This is a genomic window from Rhodoluna sp., assembly GCF_024639375.1.
Taxonomy (GTDB): Bacteria; Actinomycetota; Actinomycetes; order Actinomycetales; family Microbacteriaceae; genus Rhodoluna.
Genome location: NZ_JAHEIM010000006.1, coordinates 1 through 24,871, shown reverse-complemented (window position 1 = coordinate 24,871; position 24,871 = coordinate 1). Strand labels below are relative to the sequence as shown.

Genomic DNA, 24,871 nt, shown 5'->3' with positions numbered 1-24,871 from the left:
AGCGATGCGGAATTTTTCTATTCTGGAGTTGCAATTCCTAGCCACTCATACCAACCACGGTTGAGCACCAACCAAGCAATCAATCCGTGACCAATTTGCCCTGGCTGACCGTGCTCTGAATTCTCAATTTCTGAATTCCAACCCTCGTGCTCCACAAGTGGTCTAAAGCAATCAACAAATGGAATGCCTCGACGCGAAGCAACATCTTCGAAGCCAGAAGCAAGGTGTTCAACTTCGCTGTTTAGCTGCGGATTGCGATGCGGGGTAGGGCCAACTAAGAACGACTCGATACCTTGGCGCTTGGCCTCATCAACCATGGTGGCGATGTTTAGGCGGCTGCGTGAAATTGAAATGCCGGCTGCAGGGTCGGCATTGCTAAGTGCAATCACCAAGCGGTTCTCGGTTTCAGCGCTAAAGCGACGCTGCACTTCGTTTTTCCAACGCTCGGCGAGCATGCTCGTGGTTTCATCCGGGGCAGGCAAAGCAAAGATGTCGATGCGTGGTGAATGGCTTGGAGTCTTAGCGGTCACTCGACCAACCCAACCCATTCCCTTTGGGTCGCCAGATGCCGAAACTAACGCATCGCCAATAATGACAATGCGCACATCGCGGCGCGGCTCATGCAACATCGTTAGATCGAGAATGCGCGCTCAATGAGATCGGCCTGCTCAACAGCGTGACGCTTAGCCGAGCCGGTTGCTGGGCTGGCACTCGCTGGGCGAGAAACAAGCTTGGCAACTTGGCCATTCATGTAGCGAGGCAAGAACAAACCGATGTAGGTCCAAGGGCCTTGGTTTGCTGGTTCGTCTTGAACCCAAACCAACTCGGCATTTGGATACTGCGCGTAGGTTGCCTTGATCTCGTCAACCGGAGTTGGGTAAAGCTGCTCAACGCGAACGATGGCGGTAGTGCCGTCGTTGCGCTTTTGCGCTTCAGCCAAAAGATCCCAGTAGACCTTGCCCGAACAGAACAGCACGCGCTTGACGGCGTTCTTGTCTAGACCCTGCTGGTCATCGATTACCGGCTGGAAGGTGCCGTTGGTGAAGTCTTCAACCGATGAAGAAGCTGCCTTTAGGCGAAGCATCGACTTTGGAGTGAACACAATCAACGGGCGCTTAGGAGTCGAGTAAGCCTGACGACGAAGCAAATGGAAGTGCGATGCCGGTGTTGATGGCTGAGCAACGGTCATGTTGTTCTCGGCACACAACTGCAGGTAGCGCTCGATGCGAGCTGATGAGTGGTCAGGACCCTGACCTTCATAACCGTGAGGCAAAAGCAAAACCACACCCGAGTGCTGGTTCCACTTTTGTTCCGCGGATGAAATGAACTCATCGATCACGGTTTGGGCACCGTTTGCGAAGTCACCAAATTGGGCTTCCCAAAGAACCAAAGCTTCTTGGTTTTCCACTGCGTAGCCATACTCGTAACCCATCGCCGCATATTCGCTTAGCAGTGAGTCATAGATGTAGAACTTGGCTTGGTCTGGAGCAAGGTTGCGCAGCGGCATCCACTCCTGACCGTTTTCACGATCGTGGAATACGGCGTGACGCTGAACGAAAGTTCCGCGACGGCTGTCTTGACCTGCCATGCGAACGGTCTTGCCTTCAATCAACAACGAACCAAGAGCTAGCAACTCACCAAAGCCCCAGTCAATGCCGCCTTCGCGAGACATCTCTGAACGCTTGGCCAACAACTGCTGCAACTTAGGGTGCACGTTGAATGCCGGTGGAACATTTTCGTGAGCCTTGCCGATGAGTTCAACCACTCCGCGAGAAATCGCGGTTGGCTTTTCAATGGTTGGGTGGTCACTTGCGGTGGTGCCAATGCCAACTGGGCGAGATGGCAATGCTGGAGCCGCAATCATCGCTTCGTGAACTTCAATGAAAGCGTTTTCTAGGCGCTGCTGGAAACCAATGTTTGCTGCTTCGAATTCTTCGCGGGTTAGATCGCCGCGACCAACCAAAGACTCAAGGTAAAGAGTGCGCACTGAACGCTTTGCCTCAATCAGGTTGTACATCAATGGCTGAGTCATCGATGGGTCATCACCTTCGTTGTGACCGCGACGGCGGTAGCAAACGATGTCGATGACAACATCCTTCTTAAACTCCTGGCGGAATTCGAATGCCAAACGAGCAACGCGAACCACGGCTTCTGGGTCGTCACCATTCACGTGGAAGATTGGAGCTTGAATGCCCTTGGCCACGTCGGTTGAATAAACAGTCGAGCGTGATTCCATCGGTGGTGTGGTGAAGCCAACCTGGTTATTAATCACAATGTTGATGGTTCCGCCAGTTTTGTAGCCGCGCAATTGCGACATGTTCAGAACTTCTGGAACAACACCCTGACCAGCAAATGCTGCGTCACCGTGAATCACAACAGGCAATACCGGGTATACATCTTTCTTTACTGAGTCGCTTCGGTCTTGCTTGGCGCGAACGATTCCCTCAACAACTGGGTTTACCGCTTCTAGGTGAGATGGGTTAGCAGCTAGTGAAACGCGAACCTGCTTGCCCTCAAGGTTGGTGAAGTTGCCTTCGGTGCCCAAGTGGTACTTCACGTCGCCAGAACCCTGAACGGTCTTGGTGTCGGTGTTGCCTTCGAATTCGCGGAACACCTGGCCGTAGGTCTTGCCAGCAACGTTGGTAAGAACGTTTAGGCGACCGCGGTGGGCCATACCAATTACAACTTCATCGAGCTCAGCGTTTGCGGCCTCTTGCAAAATTTCGTCGAGTGCAGCAATGGTTGATTCGCCACCCTCAAGGCTGAAGCGCTTCTGACCAACAAACTTTGTCTGCAAGAAAGTCTCGAATGCTTCTGCTTCGTTTAGCTTCTCAAGAATGCGCATCTGCTCAACGCGAGTCGGCTTTGCATAAGGGCGCTCGAGCTTGTCTTGGAACCAAGCGCGCTGTGCAGGGTCTTGAATGTGCATGTACTCAACACCAACTGTGCGGCAGTAGCTGTCGCGCAAAATCTTGTAAATTTCGCGGAACTCCGCCTTTGGCTTGCCACCAAAACCACCGGTCTTGAAAGTGCGGTCAAGATCCCAAAGGCTTAGGCCGTGGTTCAAAATGTCAAGGTCTGGGTGAGTGCGCTGCTTGTATTCCAACGGGTCGATGTCTGCCATCAAGTGACCGCGCACTCGGTAGGCATTAATCATTTCTTGGATGCGTGACGCCTTGCTGCGGTCATCTGCATCGTCTTGATCGAAGTCTGCAACCCAGCGAACTGGCTCATAAGGAATGCGCAGGTCGGCAAAGATTTCGTCGTAGAAGCCACGCGCACCAAGAAGTAGCTCGTGAATCTTCTTCAAGAACTCGCCAGAACCAGCACCCTGGATAACACGGTGGTCGTAAGTAGAGGTAAGCGTGATGGTCTTGCTTACGCCAAGCTTTGAAAGCTGTGCGTCTGACAATCCCTGGAATTCGGCTGGGTAGTCAAGTGCGCCTGCACCAACGATGCAGCCCTGACCCTTCATTAGGCGAGGAACCGAGTGAACGGTGCCGATGCCGCCAGGGTTGGTTAGCGAAATGGTCGAACCGGCAAAGTCGCCAGCGGTCAACTTGTTGTCGCGTGCCTTCTTAACCAGCTCTTCGTAAGCGGTCAAGTACTCGGCAAAGTTCAAACGCTGTGCGCGCTTTATGTTTGGCACCAAAAGTGCGCGGGTGCCATCCTCTTTTGGAATGTCAATTGCCAAACCAAAGTTGATGTTTGCCGGCTGCACAACTGCAGGGCGACCATCAACTAGGTCGTAGTAAACGTTTTGGCTTGGAAACTCTTTTAGCGCGCGAACAATCGCGAAGCCGATGATGTGAGTAAACGAAACCTTGCCACCGCGTGAGCGAGCAAGGTGCGAGTTAATCACAATGCGGTTGTCGATAAGCAATTTCGCAGGGATGGTACGAACTGAAGTAGCAGTAGGAACTTCGAGTGAGGCATCCATGTTGGTTGCCAATGACTTGGCCATGCCCTTAAGAATGTTGACCTGGTCGGTCTCTTCGAGTTCATCGGCATCGATGGTGTTGATGAGACCTGTGATTGGTGCCTGAGCCGGAATTGGCTGAGGGCGAGCCTCAAGATTCGTGGTTTTGGCTACCAGTGGGGCTGAAGGCAGGCTTGCTGCGGCAGCTTCAACCGGGTTGGTCTGAATTGCTGGTGCAGCAACAGTTGGCTGTACAGAAATTGGGCCAGTGGCTACATGAGGGGTCTCGGTTGGGTGGTAGCTCTCAAGAATTGGCCACCAAGCCTTGTCAACCGAATCTGGATTGGATTTGTACTGAGCGTACATTTCATCAACGAGCCAGTCGTTGGCTCCAAAAGTGTTGTCTGCGCCCGAATTCTCGCCGTTGGTTGACAGAGAAATCACCTCTTCATGATTTGGTCTTTACCTGCCAACTCTACCCGCTGCGCCTTGAGCAAATTGGCCCCAGCGACCGATTGGCTCATGAATTGCTCGGTTTTCGATGGGTATGCTGGAACCAAGATGGATAGCGCAGGTTCTGACCATAGTTTGGCGAGCGGGGGAGCTCGATGAATGAGTGGCTGATGCTCGGATTCGGGCTTTTGCTCACAGTAGGAACTGGTCTTTTTGTGGCCAGCGAGTTCTCGCTGGTAAACCTTGAGCGAAGTGACCTTGAAGCCCGCAGAGATCGTGGCGAAAAAGGTTTAGGCAACACCATTCTTGCCTTGGCTAAAACCAGCACACACCTATCCGGGGCTCAATTGGGCATCACTCTGACCACAATGCTCACCGGATTCTTGGTTGAGCCGGCCCTAACCTCGCTGATGAAGCCAGCTTTGCTTGACATGGGCGTGAGTGAATCGATCGTGGCCGGGGTGGGGCTAGCCGTCTCGATGTTCATCGCCACCCTGTTTTCAACCTTGATCGGCGAATTGGTGCCAAAGAAGTTGGCCCTCTCGATTCCGCTTGAAGTCAATAAGTTTGTTGTCGGTTTTCAACTGGCTTTCACCTGGGTTTTCAAACCAGCCATCTTTTTGCTCAACAAGGTGGGCAACGCAATTGTGCGCTCGCTGGGCATTGAGCCAAAAGAAGAACTGAGTTCGACTCGAACAGCCGAAGAACTTTCGGCTTTGGTTCGTCGCTCGGCAAGTTTGGGTGCCCTCGATGCACAAACCGCAACCTTGCTCACCAAGACGTTAGCGCTAACCCAATTGGTTGCTGCAGACATCATGACTCCGCGCCCGCGCATGACCATTCTGGAGAAAACTGCTTCACTTCAAGATTTGGTTGATGCATCGATCAAAACCGGTCACTCGCGGTTCCCAGTTTCAGATGGTTCGAGTGACGACATCGTTGGTGTTGCACACGTTAAGAAGGCGGCAGCCGTGCCACGCGAAAAACGCGGCGGCGTGCCAGTTTCGGCCGTGATGGTTGAGGTGCTTCGTGTGCCAGAGACAATGCGACTAGAGACTCTGATGGTTGACCTGCGCGCCAAAGGTTTGCAGTTGGCAATTGTGGTTGATGAATATGGTGGCACTGCTGGCCTAGCCACACTCGAAGACTTGGTTGAAGAACTGGTTGGCGAGCTTGCTGATGAACATGACCGCGCCAAAGCGGGCGTCACCCGAGGTGCAAATTCTTCAATTCTTTTCCCGGGGATGATTCGCCCCGACGAACTTGCCGAAATGGCAATCAAGGTGCCGGCAGACGGTGCCTACGAAACCGTTGCTGGATTCATGATGAGCGAACTTGGCCGAATTCCATCGGTTGGTGACGAAGTAAAGATCGAAGACGGCGTGCTTCGCGTTGAGCGCATGGATGGCCGCCGAGTTGACCGCGTTCGCTTCTCGCCGCTGCAGGAGGCTGATTCGAATGAATAGCGACTGGGCTGGAATTCTTTGGTTTGTGCTTTTGATTTTGGCAAACGGATTTTTTGTTGGTGCAGAATTTGCAGTGATTAGTGCACGACGCGCTCAAATTGAACCGCGTGCCGAGGCTGGCAGCAAGCCGGCGAAGCTAACTATCAAGGCGATGGAAAATGTTGCGTTGATGCTGGCGACCACGCAAATTGGCGTGACCATTTGCTCGCTTTTGATTTTGATTATTGCCGAGCCAAGCATTCACCACCTGCTCGAACCGTTGTTGCACTCAACCGGTATGGGTGAGGAGCTAATTACAGGAGTCGCTTTTGCGATCACCTTGTTGGTGGTTTCGTACCTGCACGTTGTGATTGGTGAGATGGTGCCTAAGAACATTTCGTTCTCGATTCCAGAGCGTGCCGCTTTGGTTTTGGTTCCGGCCCTGTACTACCTGGCTCAGGTAGTAAAGCCAATCGTGGTGGCGTTGAACGTAACTGCCAACGGCATTCTGCGACTAGTGCGTGTTGAACCTAAAGATGAAGCCAACAGCGCATTCACGTTGGATCAGGTTGAAGACATTGTTGAGCACTCGACTCGAGAGGGTGCCTTGTCAGATTTGAGTGGCGCAATCTCCAACACTTTTGAATTCACCGAAAAGAAAATCAGTGACATTGCTGTTCCGTTCACCCGCCTGGTTTCATTTCCAGAAACTGTGACTCCACGCGTAATCGAACAAGCCGTGGCTAAGTACGGTTTCTCGCGCTATCCGTTAACCGATGAATCAGGCGATTTGGTTGGCTACCTTCACCTCAAAGACGTTATCGATCTTGAGCAGGATGAAATTGACGATGCGTTTCCGGCAAAGCGTGTGCGTACGCTAATTTCGTTGCCTGCAACTATGGAGCTCGAAGACGCCTTGGCAAGCATGCGTCGAGTGCACGCCCACATGGCCAAAGCTTTTGACCGCTCAGGCAAAGTGCGTGGTGTGCTTTTTCTAGAGGATATTCTCGAAGAGCTAATTGGCGAAGTTCAAGACGCCACAAGTCGCGAAACTAATTAGTTAGGCCATTTGCCGCGACGGTACTGCGGTGGCCAATAGCTAAGTTCGGCGTTCAGTTCATGCGCAGCGCGAAGTGGCCAGTAGGGGTCACGAAGGCTAGCGCGGCCAATCAAAATAACTTCAACAGCACCTGATTGCAGAATTTCTTCTGCCTGGTGGGCGTGGGTGATTTGCCCAACGGCACCAACTGGTTGCTCAACTTCCTCGGCAACAAACTCGGCCAGGGGAACCTGGTATCCGGGGCCTGTTGGAATCTGCACACCGGTGATTAAACCGCCGCTTGAAATATCAAATAGATCAGCACCGGCATCGGCACACCATTTTGCAACCTGCACAGTTTGTTCTTTATCCCAGCCGCCCTCTTTGTAGTCGCTAGCCGAGAAGCGCACCATCAGAGGAATGTTGTGCCCGAGTGTGGAGCGAACGGCAGCAACAATCTCAAGCAAGAAGCGAGCGCGGTTTTCTAGCGAACCACCGTATTCATCGTCACGTTGATTGGTGAGCGGAGACAAGAACTGGTGAATCAAGTAACCGTGGGCAGCGTGAATCTCCACGGCATCGAATCCTGCCAAAATCGAACGCTTTGCCGCATCGGCGAAATCCTGAACGAGCTCTTTGATTTCGCTAACTCGCAAACGACGGGGTGGCTCGTAGCCATCAAAGGCCTCTTCGCCGGCCGACACGGTTTTCCAACCACCGAGTTCACGAGGCACCGAACCTGAGCCCGACCATTCGCGGTAGCTCGAACCTTTGCGGCCTGCGTGTGCCAATTGAATTGCTGTTTTTGCGCCCTGCGAGTGAGCGAATGCGTTCACTTCGGCCCAGGCTGCTACCTGATCAAAGTTCCAGATGCCTGGGCACCATGGGCTGATGCGACCTTCGGGGGTAACCGCGGTGGCCTCGCTGATGATCATGCCGGCGCCACCAACTGCACGCGAACCCAAGTGCACTACGTGCCACTGATTGACGATGCCATCTTGAAACTCGCAAGAATATTGGCACATTGCCGCAATGAAAATTCGATTACGAATTTCTAGCGATCGTAGTTTTAGCGGCTCAAAAAGCTTTGGCGAGGTCATGCCATGAATTTACCAACGATAGCCTTTGAAGGTGCGCTATCGAACTGCCCTAAAACTTCTGCCGCTCATTGTGGCAAGCATGGCCGTGCACGCTTGGTTGCTAATTTCAGCTTGGCCCTTCACTCAGGTTGCGCCATTCAACGACGTTTTGCTCTATGGCTACTGGTTAGACACCATGCCCCGAAACGTTCTGCTCGGCATTAACGGCAACTGGGTTTATCCATACGTGGCCCTGGTTCCGATGGCTCTGGCCAAAGTTATTGGCGGTGGCGCCGGCATTCTCGCTGGATGGGTAGCCATGGTTGGCATCATCAACACCCTCGCAATTTGCTGGCTGGTTCAGTGGGGTGCCGGCCCAGAATCGCGTTTCAAAGCTGCTTGGTTCTGGTTGGCATTTCTAGTGGTGCTGGGCCCGGTGGCCATTGGCCGCATCGATGGGATCGCAACGGCGTTTGCTCTCTTCGGTCTGATTGCCCTTACCAAAAATCGAATTCAACTGGCTGCCGCACTTTTCACAGCAGGCGCGTGGATGAAAATCTGGCCAGTTGCCATGGCTCTGGCAACATTTGTGAGCCAAGCAAAGAAACGAATCGTTGTGATTTCCGCAATCGCTGTGAGTTCGGGTGTGCTGGTTGCAGGTCTAATCATGGGTGGCAATGCAGCTCTGTTTTCGTTCATCACGATGCAGTCCAATCGAGGCATCCAAATTGAAGCACCGGTAGCAACTTTTTGGATCTGGGCTTCGAAGCTTGGGGCACCGCAGACCTACATGTATTTTGATGACGCGCTGCTAACCAACCAGATTGCTGGCGGGGGAGTCGATCTTGTGTCAAGCCTGATGACTTGGGCCATGTTTGTTGCACTTGCAATTACCGCTTGGCTCGGTTGGCGGGCATCCAAAAACACTTCGATGCAGCAGCTAATTTCAGCAGTCGCGCTCACTGCCGTGCTTGATTTGATTGTTTTCAATAAGGTCGGTTCGCCGCAATTTATGGCTTGGCTAGCAGTGCCTACTATCGCCTGGATTATCTTTGAGCGTGCGAAAGCGAAAACTTTAATCGCAGCAGTGCTGTTGATTGGGTTGCTGACACAACTCGTGTATCCATTGCTTTACATCGATTTGATGGGCTACGGATGGCTTTCGATCGCAACATTAACGATGCGCAACGTTTTGTTAGTTGTTTTGCTTGTTTGGGCAAACTTGCAACTTGCCGCGCTCGCTAAAACTAAAGCGAATTAAGACTCAAGAAGTTGGGTTATAAACGGGCCAACAAGTTTGTCTTCAATCAAGAAGCCATCGTGACCAAACTCCGAGTGCACAACCTGCAAACCATTTCCAACTAGTTCGCCACCGATGTGATCGGCAATGAATTGTTGTTCTTCAATTGGAAACAAGCGGTCCGAAGAAATGCCAAGCACCAAAGCTTTGTGCTTGATAGAGGCCAAAGCAGACTCAACCGAGGTGCGTCCGCGACCAACATCGTGCGAATTCATTGACTCAACCAAAGTGATGTAGCTGTTGGCGTCAAAACGGCGAGTGAATTTGTTGCCGTGAAAATCTAGGTAGCTCTCAACAGCAAAGCGACCGCCACCGCCAAGTGGGCTAACACCAGATTGCCAAGCGCGCGCAAATCTGTCATTCAGTTCACTGTGAGAGCGGTAATTCAAAAGCGCCATGCGACGCGCTAAGGCCAGACCCTGGTGAGGTCCAAAGCCAGGCTTCGCGTCATAGTAGTGACCGCCATTAAAGTTTGCATCGCTTCGGATGGCTTCAATCTGCACCGAGTTGGTAGCAATCTGGTCGGAAGTAGAAACCGCTGTTCCGGCGATGGCCGCAACGCGAGAAAGCTCATCCGGATATTCAATGGCCCACTCAAGTGCGTGCATTGCGCCCATTGAGCCGCCAACAATTGCGTGCCAGTGTTTGATGCCAATCAGGTGAGAAAGTGCGCGCTGCGCCTTTACCTGATCGCGAATGGTGACGTAGGGAAAGTTCGAACCGAATTCGCGGCCGCTGCTATCTAGTGACGAAGGGCCGGTGGTGCCTTGGCAGCCACCTAGGTGGTTAGGGGCAACAATGAAAAATTTATTGGTGTCGATGGCCAATCCAGGGCCAATGATATTGCGCCACCAGCCATCCGTAGGGTGTTCTTTTGATGCTGGCCCGGCCGCGTGTGAATCACCGGTAAGACCGTGCAAAATCAAAACCGCGTTGCTGTTGTCGTCGTTGAGTTGACCCCAGGTTTCAAAGGCCACTCGATAAGACGGCAGAACGCGCCCACTCTCTAACTCGAGGTTAGAAAGGGGCGCGAACTGGCGGTCACCAGCAGGGTCACCGTCGCGCCAGCCTCCGCTCGCGGGTGGGCGGCCGATCAGCTGTCGGCTCTGCTCCTCCGTGATGAAGTCTGACGGTGATGTTTCCGCCGATGATTGAAATTCCATAGGTATTTGAGCCTAGCGGCTCGCCTCGCTACTTGGCAGCGGCGAAGGCGGTTTCCAGGTCTGCAATCAAGTCTTCAACTGACTCAAGGCCAACCGAAAGTCGCACGAGACCAGGAGTAACACCCGAGGTCAATTGCTGCTCTGGGGTCAACTGTGAGTGAGTAGTCGAAGCCGGGTGAATAACCAACGATCGAACATCACCGATGTTGGCAACGTGGCTAAACAATGCGAGTGCGTCAACAAATTTCGAGCCAGCGCTAACGCCACCCTTAATTTCGAAAGACACAATCGCGCCGGCACCCTTAGGTGAGTACTTAAGGCCCGCTTGATACCAAGGTGATGATGGCAATCCGGCGTAGTTCACGCTTTCAACCTGCGGGTGTGCAGCAAGCCATTTGGCAACCTTGGTTGCGTTTTCAACGTGACGCTCCATGCGCAGGCTCAAAGTTTCAATACCCTGAAGCAACTGCCATGCGCTGTTTGGCGAAATTGCCGCACCAATGTCGCGAAGCAATTGCACGCGCGCCTTGATGATGTAGGCAATGCCATCGCCCAGTGCCGCGGTGTAGTTAACGCCGTGGTACGAAGGGTCTGGAGTGGTAAGACCTGGGAACTTGTCTGACTTGCTCCACTCGAACTTTCCGCCGTCAACGATTGCTCCGGCAACAACAGTGCCGTGACCGCCAAGGAACTTGGTAGCTGAGTGCAGCACGATGTCGGCACCGTGCTCAAGTGGGCGAATCAAGAATGGTGTGGCAACTGTGTTGTCAACAATTAGTGGCACGCCATTCTTGTGAGCAACATCGGCAACGCCTTGAATGTCAAGAATTGAAACCTTTGGGTTGCCAATGGTCTCGGCAAAGAAAGCCTTGGTGTTTGGCTTGACGGCAGCTTGCCATTCGGCCAGGTCATCTTGGTTTTCAACGAAGGTAGTGGTGATACCAAGTTTTGGCAGTGTGTACTTAAACAGGTTGTATGTACCGCCATAAATAGTTGACGACGCAACAATGTGGTCGCCAGCTTCTGCAATGTTCAAAATAGCAAAGGTTTCAGCTGCCTGGCCAGAAGCCAAAAGCAATGCCGCGGTGCCGCCTTCAAGCGCAGCGATGCGCTTCTCAGCAACATCCTGAGTTGGGTTCATGATGCGGGTGTAAATGTTGCCAAATTCTGCAAGGCCAAACAGCTTCGCTGCGTGCTCGCTTGAATTGAACACATACGCGGTGGTCTGATAAATCGGAGTAGCGCGGGCATTTGTAGTTGGGTCAGGGGTGGCGCCCGCGTGAATCTGAACGGTTTCAAAGCCCCAGTTTTGTGGGTCGGTGCTCATGTTGAATTCCTTTTGTTTGAGGGTTTCGTGGCATTAGCCTAAAAGGCTTTTAACCTACGCGAAATACCCCATGCAATCTCGCGTAACTCAAGGCGAATAGTCTGGGTAGATGTTCTTCGAGCAAATGCACCCAACTTGGCAAACTGTACTTGCCGACGCCAAACCGCTGCTCGATCAAATTGAAGCCAAACTCGACTCGCAGCCCGGTGGGTTTGTTCCACCTAAACCACTGGTGATGCGGGCATTTGAAACCGCTTTGGATGATGTGTGCGTTCTGCTCGTTGGCCAAGATCCGTACCCAACCGAGGGGCATGCGATTGGGCTTTCGTTTGCAGTCGACCCAAGTGTCAAGCCTTTGCCTCGAAGCCTCACCAATATTCTTCGCGAACTTCAAGACGACCTGGGCCGCTCGGTTTCTGCCACTGGCAATTTGCAGCAATGGCAAGAGCAGGGTGTGATGCTGCTGAATCGTCACCTAACCACAGATGTGGGCGACGCTGGCGCTCACACAGACCTGGGTTGGGCTGCCTTCACCAACAAAGTTGTGCAGGTTTTGAATCGCAAACGTATCGTGGCAATCCTCTGGGGCGCACAGGCTCAAGAACTTTTGCCGTTGTTGGTTGATTGCCAGGTAATAGCATCGGCGCACCCCAGCCCGCTTTCGGCGCGAAAAGGTTTCTTTGGTTCTAAACCGTTTTCAAAAGCCAATGCCGAATTGCGCATGCAGGGGCGCGATGAGATTAACTGGTCTTGTTAGGAGGTTGGCATGGCTTTAGATTCTGAATCACGTTGGCGCATGATTCGCATGATGCGCGCAAAGGGAGTTCAGCCAACTTCGAACGAAACCACGATTCGCGAGGCCACCGAAGCTGACCTGCTGCAGATGGTCGAAATCTACAACTACTACATTCAAAACAGCGTGGTCACTTTTGACATGGACAAGATGAAGTTGGCTGACTGGAAAACGAAGTTTGAATGGATCAAATCTTTGGGTCTTCCATTTCTGGTAGCCGAAAGTGCAGGCGGTCAAGTTCTCGGGTTCGCTTATGTTGCGCCGTGGCGCCAGAAGGCTGCATTCAAGCGCACGGTCGAAGACTCTATTTATTTGCGACCGGCTGCAATCGGTAAGCGCGTTGGTACCAAGTTGCTCGAGGAGCTTTTGGTGCGCGCGAAGGCAGCGGGGGTAAAAGAAGTTGTTGCCGTTATTTCTGATCAAGGTGCCGAATCTTCGATTGCTTTGCATGAGCACTTCGGATTCAAGCGACAGGGGCACCTTGCCAAAGTTGGCTTCAAGTTTGGGCGCTGGCTCGGTACCATCCTGATGCAACGCAGTCTCTAGAACCTTGCAGGCAATGTTCAGGTTCGAGGCATAGGCTGTAGCGGTGAAGTCACGACGTCGCCTCTCCGCTTTAGTTGCCGTTGCAAGCCTTGCCATTGGAGTCTTTGTTCCAATACAAGCCAGCAGCGCTGATACACAATCAGAAAACGCCTACGGCCTCATAGTTAAGTACCGCAATGGTGTTGTTGCCACGGATGCCTCCGGAGCCCCAACCGCCGAAGCGGCAAGCGGCGTAGATCTTAAAACTAGCGAAGCCCTTGGCTTGGGTTATTACGCACTTTCTTTCGCTCAACCTATTTCTATAGCTGATGCGTCGCGGGCCGCAAAAGCAATTGCCACAGACCCATCCGTGGCAACTGCAGAGCTTGATTTGGCGATGGGAAAGAGTTCAGTAGTTTTCAAAAACACCAGCACACTGCTGCGACCGTTGGCGGCTTTTCGAGCACCTAGTGCAGCTCGCTCACTAAAAGTTGTTGATGCTTGGCAAGCGGACGATCCGCTTAACGCGCAAGCAAAGTTGAGCTGGCTGAAACCGCTATCGCTTTATTCAGCAAAGTTGGTTGGCTACAAAATTGAGAGCAGCACCGATGGAACCACCTGGAAAACTTTGGTTCGCAACTCAAAATCAACCAGCACGAACTACGCAATTTCTACCGGTTTAATTGCCGGTACAAAGTATCAATTCCGTGTTCGTGCAATCACACAACTTGGTGCAATCGCAAAAGTCGGTACAGCATCTGTAGCGGTTAGCAAATCATTTGCTACGGCTCCTGCCGCTCCGGTTTTGCTTGGCCTGAGCACAGCCTCGGTAAAAACTAACGGCCCGCTAACCATCAAATGGGTCGCGCAGACCGCCTCTGAAACTGGAGGCTTGCCTGTCACCTATGCAGTCGTTGCTAAAGCAGCTGGCCAAACAGATTTGACTTGCACTTCGAACACAAATACTTGCGTTCTCGCAAATGCAGTTGCCGGTATCAGCTATCGAGTGCAGGTGACTGCAAAGAATTCACGTGGTTCGGCAACAAACACCGACAGCCTTAAACCAGCCGACGCCGACTACTCCAAGCAGTGGTACTTAACCGAGGCTCATGGTATTGCAGCCGAACGCGCTTGGGCTATCACAAAGGGGTCGCCGAATGTGGTGGTTGCCGTTCTAGATACTGGCATCACTAGTCACCCTGAGCTCAATGACTCGATCATCGCTGGTTATGACTTTGTCGATAACGACACCGACGCCACTGACCCAGGTGACGGAATTGTTGCAACCAACGAACACAGTTCTTGGCACGGCACACACGTTGCCGGAATCATTGCCGCCAAGTGGAACAGCGAAGGCATCGCCGGCATTGCACCTAATGTGAAAATTCAACCGGTGCGCATTTTGGGCTCGGGCGGCGAAGGCACAACCAGCAACTTGATCAAGGCAATCAACTGGGCAATTGGCAATGATGTTGCTGGTGCGCCAAAGAACCTCACACCGGCAAAGGTAATTAACCTTTCTTTGGCGAGCCTAAATTCTTGTTCCCAACTTGGTTCACTGCAGGCTACTGTCACGGCCGCTTACGACATGAATGTCACCATTATTAGCGCCGCAGGCAACGAAGCAAATGACAACCGCCTCTATTCACCAACCGGATGCTGGCACCCTATCTCGGTAGGTTCGAGTGGCTTCGCTGGTGACCGTGCTTACTACAGCAACTACAACGTTGACATCACAGCCCCAGGTGGCGATGACTCGGTTACTACTGGCGATGCAAACGTGCCAAGCGCCATTTTCTCAACCTACAACTCAGGCGCTTACACCTACGGATCACCTAGCTACGCGGCTGAAGAGGGCACGAGCATGGCAGCCCCGGTTGTTTCTGGAATCACCGCGTTGCTGTATTCCTACAATCCAAGTTTGACTGCCGACCAAATTGCCGATGCTTTGATTAAGACCGCAACACCATTTGCGGCCGGCACTTGGTGTGCAGCTCACTCGAGCGAAAGCGTTGGTTGTGGCAGCGGAATCGTGAATGCTGCAAATGCTTTGGCCTCGATTGTGTCGGTTGCCACCAGCGCTAAATAACTCAAACTTAAACACAAAAGCCGGTTCTAGTTTTTACTAGACCGGCTTTTTTGCTGGTGCGGAAGGTGGGACTTGAACCCACACGCCGTGAGGCGCTGGAACCTAAATCCAGTGCGTCTGCCAATTTCGCCACTCCCGCATGCCTGTCTATTCTAGGGGCAAATTTGTGTGGATAACTTCGGAAGCCAAAATCTCTCGATTGCAAGATGGGGTCGAAGGGGTTTCCAATGAATTTGATCAGGTCTGCTTTGGCTTCGAGCGCCAGAGAACTAGCCCTTCGCGAGGGCTTATCGGCATCGGATGCAATCGATAAATCCCTAGATATTTTGATTGAGAGTTCACCGAATTTAGCTGGGGCAGAAAGCCACATGCGCACCGAAGCGCAAAATAATTTGCTTGGCTTTGGTTCACTTCAAGACTTGATTGACGATGAATCAATTGAAGAAATTTGGATCAACTCGCCGACCCAAATATTTTTTGCTCGATCAGGCGTGGCTCATTCGGCGGGCTTGCAGCTCAGCAGCGAAGAAGTTGCCGCGATTATTGAGCGCATGCTTAGGCCAACTGGCCGCCGGCTAGATCGATCTTCACCGTTTGTTGATGCTTCGTTAGCAGACGGTTCAAGACTGCACGTGGTCATTCCTGATATCACGAAGGCTGCCTGGGCAGTAAACATTCGAAAATTTCCCTGGCAACTTCTGACTTTGCAAAAACTTTGTCTGCTTGGGGCACTGACTCAAGAGCAGCTGCAATACCTATCCAAAGCTGTGCAGGCTGGCAAAAATATTTTGGTCTCTGGGGCAACCCAGGCAGGCAAGACCACAATTCTTTGCGCGCTTTTGGCCGAGGCAAACCAAACTGATCGCATCGTTTCGGTTGAAGAGACCTTTGAATTGCGAGTTCAGCAACCAGATTGGGTGGCTTTGCAGACTAGGCAGCCCAACCTGGAAGGAGTGGGGGAAGTCTCACTTCGGCGCTTAATCAAAGAGGCCTTGCGCATGCGCCCAACGCGGTTGGTGGTTGGTGAAGTGAGAGAAGCCGAGAGTCTAGACCTGCTGATCGCGTTGAATTCGGGGCTTCCGGGTGCGTGCACGATTCACGCAAACTCGGCTGCCGAGGCAATTGCAAAACTTTGCACGCTGCCGCTGCTTGCTGGGCAAAACATTTCAAGTGACTTTGTGAACCCAACCGTGGGCAACTGCATCGATGTTGTGGTGCATTGCGAAATGAATTCAACGGGCGCCCGTCGAATCAAAGAAATTTGTGAAGTTGAGTGGAATGCGCAAAGTCAACAAATTGATTTGAGCAAAGTCGAGTTCAAATCGTGAACTGGCTCAGGTCTTCGGTTGAGGGTGCGGGCTTTGCAAAATATGGGGCACCCAGTGTGGTGTTTGTAATTTTGTTTAGCGCACTGATCGTCGGGGTTTGGGTGCATTCTGCATTCGGGGTCTTGGCGTTGGCCATATTCGTTGCCATCGGTGCGGTTGGGCTGGGCTTTGAAATGCTGTTGACCAAAGCCAGGAATCGCAGGGCAGAGTTGGTCAAGGTTTGGCCCGAAGTAGTTGATTCAATTCATTCGGCGATTACATCTGGCCTTTCGCTCGCCGAGGCCCTGGCTGAGGTAGCTCACTCCGGGCCAACAAAACTCAGGCTTGCATTTGCAAACTCCAGCGCCAGATTGGATGCAGGCGTGCAAATGGTCGATTCGCTCGATCTGCTCAAAGCAGATCTCGGTGAGGTTCATGCTGACCGGCTGTGTGAAATTTTGAGACTGAGCGCCACTGGTGGCGGCGAGTCATTGGCAAGAGCACTTAGGGAACAGTCAAAACAATTGCGTTCTGACGTTGCTCTTTGGGGAGAGCTTGCTTCGAAGCAGGGGTGGGTCGCTGGAACAGCAAAACTCGCGGTGGCTGCTCCTTGGATTGTTGTTGCGATGTTGTCGATTCGCTCAGAAAATGCTGCAATTTACAATTCGACGGTTGGCGTGGCCATCCTGATGGTTGGCTTCGTGGTTTCGGTCTTCGCCTATCGACTCATACATTTCCTTGGCACACTTCCAGAGCAACCGAGGGTGTTTGCCTCATGACTTCCCTGTTGATTGCCCTCGTACTTTCGGTTGGTTTGCTTTCGTTGGCATCTGCGTTGATGCCCGCACGTCGACCGAGTCTGCTCAACAGAGTTTTGCTGCGGCTGCCATCACAGCAAGTGGTGCGGACAAGTTTTAGCATCACATCGCGCGCAGGGCTCAAACAATTCGTGGCGAAACTTTTTGTCTCCAAAAAACGGCTGCAAAATGCCTTGTTTGAATTACCTGACATTCTGGAGCTTCTTGCCATGGCATTGTCTTCTGGAGACAACCTCTACTCGGCCATCAAGCGAGTTGCGCCAAGAGTGAGCGGTGTGGTTGCCGAAGAGTTGAAATTCGCCCTACGTGCCATGGATCTAGGCTCCGAGCTGGAAACTGAACTGCATGAGATGGCAAGGCGATTACCCCACCGCCAAGTTGGCGAATTCGCAAACAAAGTTTCACTTTCGTTGCGACGTGGCACCCCGCTTGCAAACCTGCTTGTTGAACAAGCTCACAGTGCAAGAGCTGAGGTGCACAATCTACTGCTAAAGCGTGCTGGGCAAAATGAGACTCGCATGTTGATTCCATTGGTGTTTTTGATTTTGCCGGTCACGGTTCTGTTTGCAATTTATCCGAGTTTGCAATTGCTAAATCTCGATTACATCTAGAAAGGAACAAAATGAAATCCAAACTAACCGAAGAGACCGGAGATGTGCCCGGCTGGGTCTTGATTACCTTAATGACGGCTGGCCTAGTGGTGTTAATGTGGTCGGTCGCTGGCCCAGCGCTCAAGGGAGTTTTTGAGCAAGCGCTGAGCAAGGTCGTTGCCTTTTGAATTAGGCAGTAGTCGCGGTTCAGCTCCATTGAACTTTGTTTTGGTTGCTGTGCCCTTGCTGCTGCTTGCGTTTTCAGTCGTTGGAATTTCGCTGACTACTCTGGTGCGAAATCAATTGGTTGACTCAGCCATCGAGGGCGCGAGGTATGCAGCACTCGCCGACCAAACCTCGGTAGATGGTTGTGCCCGAGCCAAAGCAGTTGTTGTGGCAACGGTCGCTAAAAAACTTGACCTGCAGGTCTCGTGTTTCAACACTTCATCGCTGGGTTTAGAACAAGAGGTTGTTCAACTGACGCTTCGAGTGCCGGCGCTGGGGTTGTTGCCTGCAAATCAACTGATCAAGGCGGTGGGCCATGCAACTCGTGAACTTCAAAGATGACCGCGGATCAGCAGTTGTGGAATTTATTGGATTTGGTTTGCTGCTTCAAATCTTGCTGTTGACTGGAGCGTTGCAGATCGCCGAGGTGCAAAAGCAACAAATTGCTGCCGAAGCAATTGCTCGGCACTCATTGCGTTCCTATGTAATAAGTGGCGTTTCGATTGAGAGCACAGCGCAGCAGGTGGCTAGGGATTTTGGAATCGCTCAGTTGCCTAGTGTTCAACTTGTTTGCCGGCCAGATTGCGAAACCCCAGGCGCTCTGGCGCAACTTCGAGTTGTGGTTGGCAAGGCTGTGGCTCAATCGGCAATGAGGGTCGAATGAATCTGTTTTCAAATGAGCGTGGCTCGGTGGCTCCACTGGCCGTTGGGTTGGCTCTGATCTCACTCGCAACCGTGATCGCGGTATCCATGGCAAGCACGCTTTTTGTTTTTCAAAAACGGCTCACAAATTTGGCGGAGTCAGCCGCCTTGGCAGCAGCTAGTGGTGAATCTGCCCAGGCTTTTGTTTCAGAGATTCAACCAACGGGGTTTGTCGGTTTACAAGTTGAAGAAACGCTAGCGACCGATGAAAAGACTGTGCAGGTTAGAGTTTGCGCCACCTGGCAGTCACCAATTCAAATTTTGAAAGTGTTCAAAACAACTCAAATTTGCTCACACGCTTCTGCGCGCCAAGAGCTGCTTATTTGATGTTGAACTTTGGCAAATAACGCCAGAACAAAAATGCACCAACCAGACTCAAAGCACCCATAGAAGAAATGCCAACGCCGAGGCTGAAAATCACAGCGAGTGTTGAGATCACTGGCGCTGTCAGGGCGATTCCGGAATCAAACATGAAGCGGTATGCCGAAAGAAATTCATTGCGCGCATCTGCTGGTGCCAGGTCGGCACCAATAACCAAGACCACACCGGCAGCAATTCCGTTCGCCAGTGCCAGCGCTATTGCAGCAATTAGAAAACCGTTTGCGTCTTTCACGGTAGCCAGCAATATCAGGCAGAAGCCCATCGCGGCAAGACTTGGAAACGCAACCCAGCGACGGCCGAATCGATCCATAATCTGCCCCGAAGTGTAGAACAATGCAAAGTCAATTCCTCCGGCAATGCCGATAATAAGTGCCGACCGCGCTGGTCCTAGATTCAGGCTGAGTGCCCAAAGTGGCAAACCAATGGTTCGAGTTGTGCGCGACATCTGCAAGATTGTTGACGCTGCGCCCAAAGTTATTAGTTTTTTGTATTCGCGTTTGGCGATGAACCAGGTGTTGCCAACCGGGGCGTCATTGGTGATGGTCATGATGCCTGGCTTGGTGGTGAAAATAAGCAGAGCCCCTGCCAGGCTGCACAAAATAACCGGCACAACGTAGGCAGAACTCAGGCCGAAAAGTGAAATCACCGCTGCACCTAGAAGTGGTCCACCAAAAGTTCCGAGGCGAAAGGTTCCGCCAAGCATTGCCATGGCTCGAGCGCGGTGAGTAGTGGGCACACTTTCTGCGATGTAGGCGTGGCGGGCTAGGCCGTAGATTGCGGCCGATGCACCCATGGCAAATACGCCGAAACCAAGCATGTAAATGTTGGTGGCGTATAGCGAAAACAAAATTCCAAACGCGGCAATGAAGGAGGCCCAGATCATGGAGGTGCGTTCACCCACACGATTCACGATTCGTGCTGCCGGCAAATCAGCAAGCACTGTGCCAATCATTAGCACGCCAGCAACCAAGCCTGCAGTTGGCAGGTCGGCTCCGAGTGATTCAGCGCTCGCTGGAATCACAGGAATAATTGCGCCCTCACCAATGCCAAACAGAGCTGTTGGCAGATAAACCGGCAGCACCAGCGACTTCATTGAGTATTTTGGGCTCTGCACCTTTCAATTATGACGCTCACCTAAACTAGTGATGACATGGCAGACATCGACTTATCCGCAGAAATTCGCGACTTGCGCGCAACTTTTGCCGATATTCAACATGTGGTGGATGCGCCCAAGCTGAATCACGAGATCGCTGTTCTCAAAGAGCAGGCCACCGACCCAAACATTTGGGACAACCCAGTGCACGCACAGAGCGTGACAAGCAAGCTCTCTCACAAGCAAGCCATGATCACCAAACTCGAATCGGTGCAGTCGCGCCTCGATGACCTTGAGGTTTTGGTTGAGATGGCTAACGCCGAGGGAGACTCTTCGGTTCAGAGTGAAGCCAAGGCAGAACTCACCGCGCTTCAGGAAGTTATTTCAGAACTTGAAATTCAAACTTTGCTCAATGGTGAATATGACTCACGCTCAGCCGTAGTAACCATTAGATCGGGTGCCGGTGGCGATGACGCCACCGACTTCGCCGAAATGTTGATGCGCATGTACCTGCGCTATGCCGAGAAGCACAAGATGCCTTATCAAGTGCTCGACACATCTTATGCCGAGGGTGCCGGCATCAAGTCGGCTACTTTCGAAATCGATGCCCCCTTTGCCTTCGGCACGCTTTCGGTTGAGGCTGGAACCCACCGCCTCGTGCGCATGAGCCCGTTTGGTGCAGCTGGTAAACGCCAGACTTCTTTTGCTGCCGTCGAAGTTGTTCCGCTGGTCGAACAGACCGAAGCAATTGAGATTCCTGACAACGAAATTCGCATCGATGTTTTTCGTTCTTCTGGCCCGGGCGGCCAATCGGTCAACACCACCGACTCGGCAGTTCGAATCACTCACATTCCAACCGGCACCGTGGTTAGTTGCCAAAACGAAAAGAGCCAGATTCAAAACAAGGCTGCCGCGATGCGTGTGCTGCAATCTCGTTTGCTCGAGATTCGTCGTCGCGAAGAAGATGCCAAGAAAAAGCAAATCGCCGGAGACGTAAAAGCCAGCTGGGGCGAACAAATGCGCTCATATGTGCTTGCGCCGTACCAAATGGTGAAAGACCTGCGCACCGAGCACGAGCAAAACAACCCGAATGCGGTTTTTGATGGTGACTTGGATGGCTTTATCGCGGCAGGCATCCGCTGGCGCAAGCAGACACAACTGGGCGCTTAAGCCTCCCCTGCCAGCCGGCAACTTAGGCTGGGCACATCATGATTTTGATCGAAAACGTCTCTAAGCAATATCGGGGTTCAGTGCGCCCAGCTCTAAACAACGTGTCGATTGAAATTAGCAAAGGCGACTTCGTTTTCTTAGTTGGTGCTTCGGGGTCTGGCAAATCATCGCTGATGCGCTTGATGCTTCGAGAAGATGTGCCAAGCTCTGGTTCTGTGCATGTGCTGGGCGAAAACCTGGTTGGCATTCCTAGCCGCCGCATTCCGTTTTTTCGCCGCCGCCTAGGTGTAGTTTTTCAAGACTTTAGATTGTTGCCAAACAAGACCGTCGCCCAAAACGTTGCCTTTAGCCTCGAGGTGATTGGCAAGTCCCAGGGTTTTATTCAAGAAGCCGTGCCAGATGTGCTTCGCCTGGTTGGTCTCGATGGCAAAGCCGATCGCCTGCCAAGTGAACTTTCAGGTGGCGAGCAGCAGCGCGTTGCGTTAGCACGCGCAATTGTGAACAAACCAGCAATCTTGCTGGCCGACGAACCAACCGGAAACCTTGACCCGGCCACGTCGCAGGACATCATGGCTTTGATTGAGCGCATCAACCTAAATGGAACCACAGTGGTTATGGCCACTCACGATCGTTCTATCGTTGACCGACTAAAGAAGCGTGTGGTTGAACTCAAAGACGGCGAAATCATTCGCGACCAGGTTGGCGGTTCTTACTAATGAAGTTTGTTTTCAAAGAAGTTGCCGAGGGCATTAGCCGCAACGTTTCGATGGTGGTTTCAATCATCCTGGTCACTTTTATTTCACTAACCTTCGTGGGCACTGCTTCGCTGCTGCAAATGCAAATTGGTCAGATGAAGAACTATTGGTACGACCGAGCTCAAGTTGCCATTTACTTGTGCACCGATGTTTCTCCCGATTCAGCCTGCCCTCAGGGTGAAGCCTCGGGTGATGTAAAAACGGCCATCGAAGAAAAACTCAACTCGGCAACGCTCAAGCCATACATTGAAAAGTTTTACTTCGAAAACCACGACCAGGCCTATGAAACTTTTCAGCAACAGTTTGAGGGCAACGCAGTTGCCAAATATGTAACTAAGAACCAACTCAACGAAACTTTCTGGGTCAAGTTGAATAATGCCAACCAGGGCAAAATCATCACCGAGAGTTTCACGGGTGTTGCTGGCGTTGAAGAAGTGCGTGACCAACGCAGCTATCTAGATCAAATCTTTTCCATCTTGAATGCGGCTTCGTTAGCAGCCATTGGCGTTGCCGGCCTAATGCTTATTTCGGCAGCATTGCTAATTTCAACCACTATTCGCCTGAGCGCATTCAGCCGACGTCGCGAACTCGGCATCATGCGTTTGGTGGGTGCAAGCAACTTCTACATTCAGCTGCCATTCATCCTTGAAGGTGTGGTTGCCGCCACAATCGGCTCGGTGTTGGCCGGTGGGGCAGTGTTGGCCATTGTTCAGTTCTTTGTTCAGGGCTACCTTGCCCAGGTGCTGCCATTCACCAGCTTCGTCGGCCTAGCCGATGGCCTGCTGGTGGTTCCAGTGCTGATTGGCGCGGGAATCCTGCTGGCCGCACTGGCTTCTGGCCTTTCTATCCGTCGCTATCTAAAGATCTAATCGGTAGACTGGTGGGCTAACCAACCCCCAAAAATCAGGAGTGAATCGTGCCTAGAGAGCGCGGCCAGAAAGTTGTGGCCAGCAATCGAAAAGCCCGTCACGACTACACGATCGTGGATACCTACGAAGCTGGCATGGTGCTTACCGGTCCAGAAGTGAAGTCGTTGCGGGCCGGTCGTGCATCTCTGATTGACGGGTTTGCCAGCATTGAAAACGGCGAAGCTTGGCTTGAAAACGTGCACATTCCCGAGTACACCCAAGCCACCTGGAATAACGCGCCTTCTCGCCGCAAGCGCAAACTGCTGTTGCACGCCGAGGAGATTTATAAGCTGACCGGCAAACTCAAAGAATCTGGTTTCACGCTGGTGCCGCTTTCGATCTATTTCAAAGATGGCCGCGCCAAAGTTGAGATCGCCCTAGCAAAGGGTAAGAAGGAATACGACAAGCGTCAGACTCTGAAAGAGCAGCAAGATACTCGCGAAGCTGCGAGAGCTATGTCATCAAAGGGCAAGGATTGGTAATGACCGAGAAAATCACATTCGCCGGGGCCGTCAAGCGTGACCTGCAGAAATACTTCAACTTCAGGGGAGTAGCCACTCGCGCTGAATACTGGTACTTCGTATTGTTCGTGGTTTTGCTTACCTTGGTGAGTGGCACCTTCGATCAAATTGCTTTTCCAGACCTCGTCTCGCGCGCCCAGCAATCCGCGGATGCGTTATTCGCCCACCTTGAGGCCAACCCAGACAACCCAAACTGGGCCTTATTTCAGACAGCCATGAGCGACAACCTGGCTGCCTCGCCAATTAGCAACTTCATTGGGCTGGCCACCGGAATTCCATTGCTTACGGTTCAGGTTCGCCGCATGCGAGACGCCGGATTCGGCGGCTGGTGGCTGCTTTTGGTTTGGCTAAACGTGTTCACCTTTGTGATCACTCTGCTGCCAAGCAAGCCGCGCCCTAGCGCCTAAGCGCCATTTGCACTAGACTCGTCAGGTTGCCGTGAATCGGCCGCGGATTAAGAGAGCCAAAACATTGGGTTTTGTGCGCCGCGCAGCTAGTTAGAAGAAGGAACCAGAAATGGCACTAGACGCAGCAGTTAAAACTGCAATCATCAATGAATACGCAACCAAGCCAGGCGACACTGGTTCTCCTGAAGTTCAGATCGCTGTGCTTACCAAGCGCATCTCTGACCTAACTGAGCACCTAAAGCAGCACAAGCACGACCACCACTCACGTCGTGGTCTATTGATCTTGGTTGGTCAGCGCCGCCGCCTACTTGGCTACCTACAGGGTGTCGACATTGCTCGCTACCGTGCGCTAATCGAGCGCCTAGGCTTGCGCCGCTAAGTAGTCGACAGCACCAAATATTCATCTTCTCAAAACCGCCTTCCTGTTCAGGAGGGCGGTTTTCTGTTAGCCTGAACTCTGAGCATCGCAGCAGGTTTGCTGGTCTCCGGTTGTGGATCTTGAGTCTTGAACTTCAAGGTTTTCTACTGCAGACCAGGGCAGCCCTCCAATGTGGGCAAGTTACTTGCCGCGAACGCTCGCGCGCACCATCCAAAGAAGGCATTAAAAATGCTGCGGATTTGTTGCGCAAAGAGGATATAAAGAGGAGGGACCATGGAAGGTCCAGAAATCAAAGCAACAGAAGCAATCATCGACAACGGTAAGTTCGGCAAGCGCGTTATTCGCTTCGAAACCGGTCGTCTAGCTCAGCAGGCACAGGGTGCCGCAGCTGTTTACATCGACGAAGAGACCATGCTGTTCTCGGCTACCACTGCAAGCAAGCAGCCAAAAGACCAGTTCGACTTCTTCCCACTAACCATCGAC

26 protein-coding genes and 1 tRNA gene are annotated in these 24,871 nt (G+C 52.4%); 20 read left to right on the top strand and 7 right to left on the bottom strand.

The annotated features are described in order from the left end of the window. Positions 1-17: 17 nt before the first annotated feature. Complete coding sequence (locus Q0L28_RS03050) at positions 18-629, bottom strand: GDSL-type esterase/lipase family protein (RefSeq protein WP_296631417.1); 612 nt, start codon at positions 627-629, stop codon at positions 18-20. A 2-nt stretch (positions 630-631) separates the two neighbouring features. Beyond that, positions 632-4,354 (bottom strand): multifunctional oxoglutarate decarboxylase/oxoglutarate dehydrogenase thiamine pyrophosphate-binding subunit/dihydrolipoyllysine-residue succinyltransferase subunit, encoded by a 3,723-nt coding sequence (locus Q0L28_RS03045; protein ID WP_296631502.1) that lies wholly within the window; start codon positions 4,352-4,354, stop codon positions 632-634. Positions 4,355-4,527: 173 nt separating this feature from the next. On the opposite strand from Q0L28_RS03045, the gene Q0L28_RS03040 reads away from it, so the two are divergent. Next, positions 4,528-5,838, top strand: a complete 1,311-nt coding sequence (locus Q0L28_RS03040; RefSeq protein WP_296631414.1) for a hemolysin family protein — start codon at positions 4,528-4,530, stop codon at positions 5,836-5,838. Next, positions 5,831-6,877, top strand: coding sequence for a hemolysin family protein (locus tag Q0L28_RS03035; RefSeq protein ID WP_296631411.1), 1,047 nt, complete (start codon positions 5,831-5,833; stop codon positions 6,875-6,877). Before Q0L28_RS03040 ends, Q0L28_RS03035 begins: the two co-directional genes overlap by 8 nt. Here Q0L28_RS03035 and Q0L28_RS03030 read toward each other — a convergent pair. Then, the gene (locus tag Q0L28_RS03030; protein WP_296631409.1) at positions 6,874-7,956 is read right to left on the bottom strand and encodes an NADH:flavin oxidoreductase/NADH oxidase; all 1,083 of its coding nucleotides are present in this window, start codon (positions 7,954-7,956) and stop codon (positions 6,874-6,876) included. The genes Q0L28_RS03035 and Q0L28_RS03030 overlap by 4 nt on opposite strands. A 31-nt stretch (positions 7,957-7,987) precedes the next feature. Here Q0L28_RS03030 and Q0L28_RS03025 point away from each other — a divergent pair, with 31 nt between their 5' ends. Next, positions 7,988-9,196 (top strand): glycosyltransferase 87 family protein, encoded by a 1,209-nt coding sequence (locus Q0L28_RS03025; protein WP_296631406.1) that lies wholly within the window; start codon positions 7,988-7,990, stop codon positions 9,194-9,196. Here the strand turns inward: Q0L28_RS03025 and Q0L28_RS03020 are convergent. Both Q0L28_RS03020 and Q0L28_RS03015 read right to left on the bottom strand, forming a co-directional pair. After that, complete coding sequence (locus Q0L28_RS03020) at positions 9,193-10,398, bottom strand: homoserine O-acetyltransferase (protein ID WP_296631404.1); 1,206 nt, start codon at positions 10,396-10,398, stop codon at positions 9,193-9,195. The two genes, Q0L28_RS03025 and Q0L28_RS03020, sit on opposite strands and share 4 nt — an antisense overlap. Positions 10,399-10,426: 28 nt before the next feature. After that, positions 10,427-11,725, bottom strand: a complete 1,299-nt coding sequence (locus tag Q0L28_RS03015; RefSeq protein ID WP_296631401.1) for a bifunctional o-acetylhomoserine/o-acetylserine sulfhydrylase — start codon at positions 11,723-11,725, stop codon at positions 10,427-10,429. Between the two features lie 109 nt (positions 11,726-11,834). Here Q0L28_RS03015 and Q0L28_RS03010 point away from each other — a divergent pair, with 109 nt between their 5' ends. The 3 genes from Q0L28_RS03010 to Q0L28_RS03000 are packed head-to-tail and all read left to right on the top strand — an operon-like array spanning position 11,835 to position 15,132. Next, positions 11,835-12,482, top strand: coding sequence for a uracil-DNA glycosylase (locus Q0L28_RS03010; protein WP_296631397.1), 648 nt, complete (start codon positions 11,835-11,837; stop codon positions 12,480-12,482). Between the two features lie 9 nt (positions 12,483-12,491). Next, positions 12,492-13,064 carry a GNAT family N-acetyltransferase gene (locus Q0L28_RS03005; protein ID WP_296631395.1) on the top strand — a complete coding sequence of 191 codons (573 nt, stop codon included), beginning with the start codon at positions 12,492-12,494 and terminating at the stop codon, positions 13,062-13,064. A gap of 43 nt (positions 13,065-13,107) precedes the next feature. Next, on the top strand, positions 13,108-15,132 hold the full coding sequence (locus tag Q0L28_RS03000; RefSeq protein ID WP_296631393.1) for a S8 family serine peptidase: 2,025 nt from the start codon (positions 13,108-13,110) through the stop codon (positions 15,130-15,132). Positions 15,133-15,186: 54 nt separating this feature from the next. On the opposite strand, the gene Q0L28_RS02995 is transcribed toward Q0L28_RS03000, so the two are convergent. Further along, positions 15,187-15,271: transfer RNA gene (locus Q0L28_RS02995), tRNA-Leu, on the bottom strand. 88 nt (positions 15,272-15,359) lie between these two features. Between Q0L28_RS02995 and Q0L28_RS02990 the strand changes: the two genes are divergently transcribed. Genes Q0L28_RS02990 through Q0L28_RS02960 form a run of 7 tightly spaced genes read left to right on the top strand, consistent with a single transcriptional unit; the run spans position 15,360 to position 19,101 of the window. Beyond that, positions 15,360-16,460, top strand: coding sequence for an ATPase, T2SS/T4P/T4SS family (locus tag Q0L28_RS02990; RefSeq protein WP_296631390.1), 1,101 nt, complete (start codon positions 15,360-15,362; stop codon positions 16,458-16,460). After that, on the top strand, positions 16,457-17,218 hold the full coding sequence (locus Q0L28_RS02985) for a type II secretion system F family protein (RefSeq protein WP_296631387.1): 762 nt from the start codon (positions 16,457-16,459) through the stop codon (positions 17,216-17,218). Before Q0L28_RS02990 ends, Q0L28_RS02985 begins: the two co-directional genes overlap by 4 nt. Further along, on the top strand, positions 17,215-17,868 hold the full coding sequence (locus tag Q0L28_RS02980) for a type II secretion system F family protein (RefSeq protein ID WP_296631384.1): 654 nt from the start codon (positions 17,215-17,217) through the stop codon (positions 17,866-17,868). The genes Q0L28_RS02985 and Q0L28_RS02980 overlap by 4 nt, the downstream gene beginning before the upstream one ends. Before the next feature lie 11 nt (positions 17,869-17,879). After that, positions 17,880-18,035 carry a hypothetical protein gene (locus Q0L28_RS02975; protein WP_296631381.1) on the top strand — a complete coding sequence of 52 codons (156 nt, stop codon included), beginning with the start codon at positions 17,880-17,882 and terminating at the stop codon, positions 18,033-18,035. Further along, positions 18,025-18,414: a TadE/TadG family type IV pilus assembly protein gene (locus Q0L28_RS02970; protein ID WP_296631379.1), complete on the top strand. Its 390-nt coding sequence runs from the start codon at positions 18,025-18,027 to the stop codon at positions 18,412-18,414. Before Q0L28_RS02975 ends, Q0L28_RS02970 begins: the two co-directional genes overlap by 11 nt. Next, complete coding sequence (locus Q0L28_RS02965; RefSeq protein WP_296631376.1) at positions 18,389-18,736, top strand: hypothetical protein; 348 nt, start codon at positions 18,389-18,391, stop codon at positions 18,734-18,736. The genes Q0L28_RS02970 and Q0L28_RS02965 overlap by 26 nt, the downstream gene beginning before the upstream one ends. After that, the gene (locus Q0L28_RS02960) at positions 18,733-19,101 is read left to right on the top strand and encodes a hypothetical protein (RefSeq protein WP_296631374.1); all 369 of its coding nucleotides are present in this window, start codon (positions 18,733-18,735) and stop codon (positions 19,099-19,101) included. The genes Q0L28_RS02965 and Q0L28_RS02960 overlap by 4 nt, the downstream gene beginning before the upstream one ends. Here Q0L28_RS02960 and Q0L28_RS02955 read toward each other — a convergent pair. Continuing rightward, positions 19,094-20,269 carry an MFS transporter gene (locus tag Q0L28_RS02955; RefSeq protein WP_296631371.1) on the bottom strand — a complete coding sequence of 392 codons (1,176 nt, stop codon included), beginning with the start codon at positions 20,267-20,269 and terminating at the stop codon, positions 19,094-19,096. The two genes, Q0L28_RS02960 and Q0L28_RS02955, sit on opposite strands and share 8 nt — an antisense overlap. Before the next feature lie 36 nt (positions 20,270-20,305). Between Q0L28_RS02955 and prfB the strand changes: the two genes are divergently transcribed. From prfB to Q0L28_RS02920, 7 genes are all read left to right on the top strand, one after another. After that, positions 20,306-21,418, top strand: coding sequence for a peptide chain release factor 2 (gene prfB / locus Q0L28_RS02950; protein WP_296631369.1), 1,113 nt, complete (start codon positions 20,306-20,308; stop codon positions 21,416-21,418). 38 nt (positions 21,419-21,456) lie between these two features. Next, on the top strand, positions 21,457-22,134 hold the full coding sequence (gene ftsE, locus Q0L28_RS02945) for a cell division ATP-binding protein FtsE (RefSeq protein ID WP_296631367.1): 678 nt from the start codon (positions 21,457-21,459) through the stop codon (positions 22,132-22,134). Next, the gene (gene ftsX / locus Q0L28_RS02940; protein ID WP_296631365.1) at positions 22,134-23,042 is read left to right on the top strand and encodes a permease-like cell division protein FtsX; all 909 of its coding nucleotides are present in this window, start codon (positions 22,134-22,136) and stop codon (positions 23,040-23,042) included. Before ftsE ends, ftsX begins: the two co-directional genes overlap by 1 nt. 47 nt (positions 23,043-23,089) lie before the next feature. Further along, the gene (gene smpB / locus Q0L28_RS02935; RefSeq protein WP_296631362.1) at positions 23,090-23,563 is read left to right on the top strand and encodes an SsrA-binding protein SmpB; all 474 of its coding nucleotides are present in this window, start codon (positions 23,090-23,092) and stop codon (positions 23,561-23,563) included. Beyond that, positions 23,563-24,009 carry a DUF805 domain-containing protein gene (locus Q0L28_RS02930; protein WP_296631361.1) on the top strand — a complete coding sequence of 149 codons (447 nt, stop codon included), beginning with the start codon at positions 23,563-23,565 and terminating at the stop codon, positions 24,007-24,009. The genes smpB and Q0L28_RS02930 overlap by 1 nt, the downstream gene beginning before the upstream one ends. 109 nt (positions 24,010-24,118) lie before the next feature. Continuing rightward, the gene (gene rpsO, locus Q0L28_RS02925) at positions 24,119-24,388 is read left to right on the top strand and encodes a 30S ribosomal protein S15 (protein ID WP_296631358.1); all 270 of its coding nucleotides are present in this window, start codon (positions 24,119-24,121) and stop codon (positions 24,386-24,388) included. A gap of 273 nt (positions 24,389-24,661) precedes the next feature. Then, positions 24,662-24,871 (top strand): hypothetical protein (locus tag Q0L28_RS02920; protein WP_296631356.1); only part of this gene is annotated, 210 nt, incomplete at its 3' end.

Coding starts and splice junctions, on each gene's coding strand:
- Q0L28_RS03050 (WP_296631417.1), bottom strand. CDS start 629: ATGTTGCATGAGCCGCGCCGCGATGTGCGCATTGTCATTATTGGCGAT.
- Q0L28_RS03040 (WP_296631414.1), top strand. CDS start 4,528: ATGAATGAGTGGCTGATGCTCGGATTCGGGCTTTTGCTCACAGTAGGA.
- Q0L28_RS03035 (WP_296631411.1), top strand. CDS start 5,831: ATGAATAGCGACTGGGCTGGAATTCTTTGGTTTGTGCTTTTGATTTTG.
- Q0L28_RS03030 (WP_296631409.1), bottom strand. CDS start 7,956: ATGACCTCGCCAAAGCTTTTTGAGCCGCTAAAACTACGATCGCTAGAA.
- Q0L28_RS03020 (WP_296631404.1), bottom strand. CDS start 10,398: ATGGAATTTCAATCATCGGCGGAAACATCACCGTCAGACTTCATCACG.
- Q0L28_RS03015 (WP_296631401.1), bottom strand. CDS start 11,725: ATGAGCACCGACCCACAAAACTGGGGCTTTGAAACCGTTCAGATTCAC.
- Q0L28_RS03010 (WP_296631397.1), top strand. CDS start 11,835: ATGTTCTTCGAGCAAATGCACCCAACTTGGCAAACTGTACTTGCCGAC.
- Q0L28_RS03005 (WP_296631395.1), top strand. CDS start 12,492: ATGGCTTTAGATTCTGAATCACGTTGGCGCATGATTCGCATGATGCGC.
- Q0L28_RS02990 (WP_296631390.1), top strand. CDS start 15,360: ATGAATTTGATCAGGTCTGCTTTGGCTTCGAGCGCCAGAGAACTAGCC.
- Q0L28_RS02980 (WP_296631384.1), top strand. CDS start 17,215: ATGACTTCCCTGTTGATTGCCCTCGTACTTTCGGTTGGTTTGCTTTCG.
- Q0L28_RS02975 (WP_296631381.1), top strand. CDS start 17,880: ATGAAATCCAAACTAACCGAAGAGACCGGAGATGTGCCCGGCTGGGTC.
- Q0L28_RS02965 (WP_296631376.1), top strand. CDS start 18,389: ATGCAACTCGTGAACTTCAAAGATGACCGCGGATCAGCAGTTGTGGAA.
- Q0L28_RS02960 (WP_296631374.1), top strand. CDS start 18,733: ATGAATCTGTTTTCAAATGAGCGTGGCTCGGTGGCTCCACTGGCCGTT.
- prfB (WP_296631369.1), top strand. CDS start 20,306: ATGGCAGACATCGACTTATCCGCAGAAATTCGCGACTTGCGCGCAACT.
- ftsE (WP_296631367.1), top strand. CDS start 21,457: ATGATTTTGATCGAAAACGTCTCTAAGCAATATCGGGGTTCAGTGCGC.
- ftsX (WP_296631365.1), top strand. CDS start 22,134: ATGAAGTTTGTTTTCAAAGAAGTTGCCGAGGGCATTAGCCGCAACGTT.
- Q0L28_RS02930 (WP_296631361.1), top strand. CDS start 23,563: ATGACCGAGAAAATCACATTCGCCGGGGCCGTCAAGCGTGACCTGCAG.
- rpsO (WP_296631358.1), top strand. CDS start 24,119: ATGGCACTAGACGCAGCAGTTAAAACTGCAATCATCAATGAATACGCA.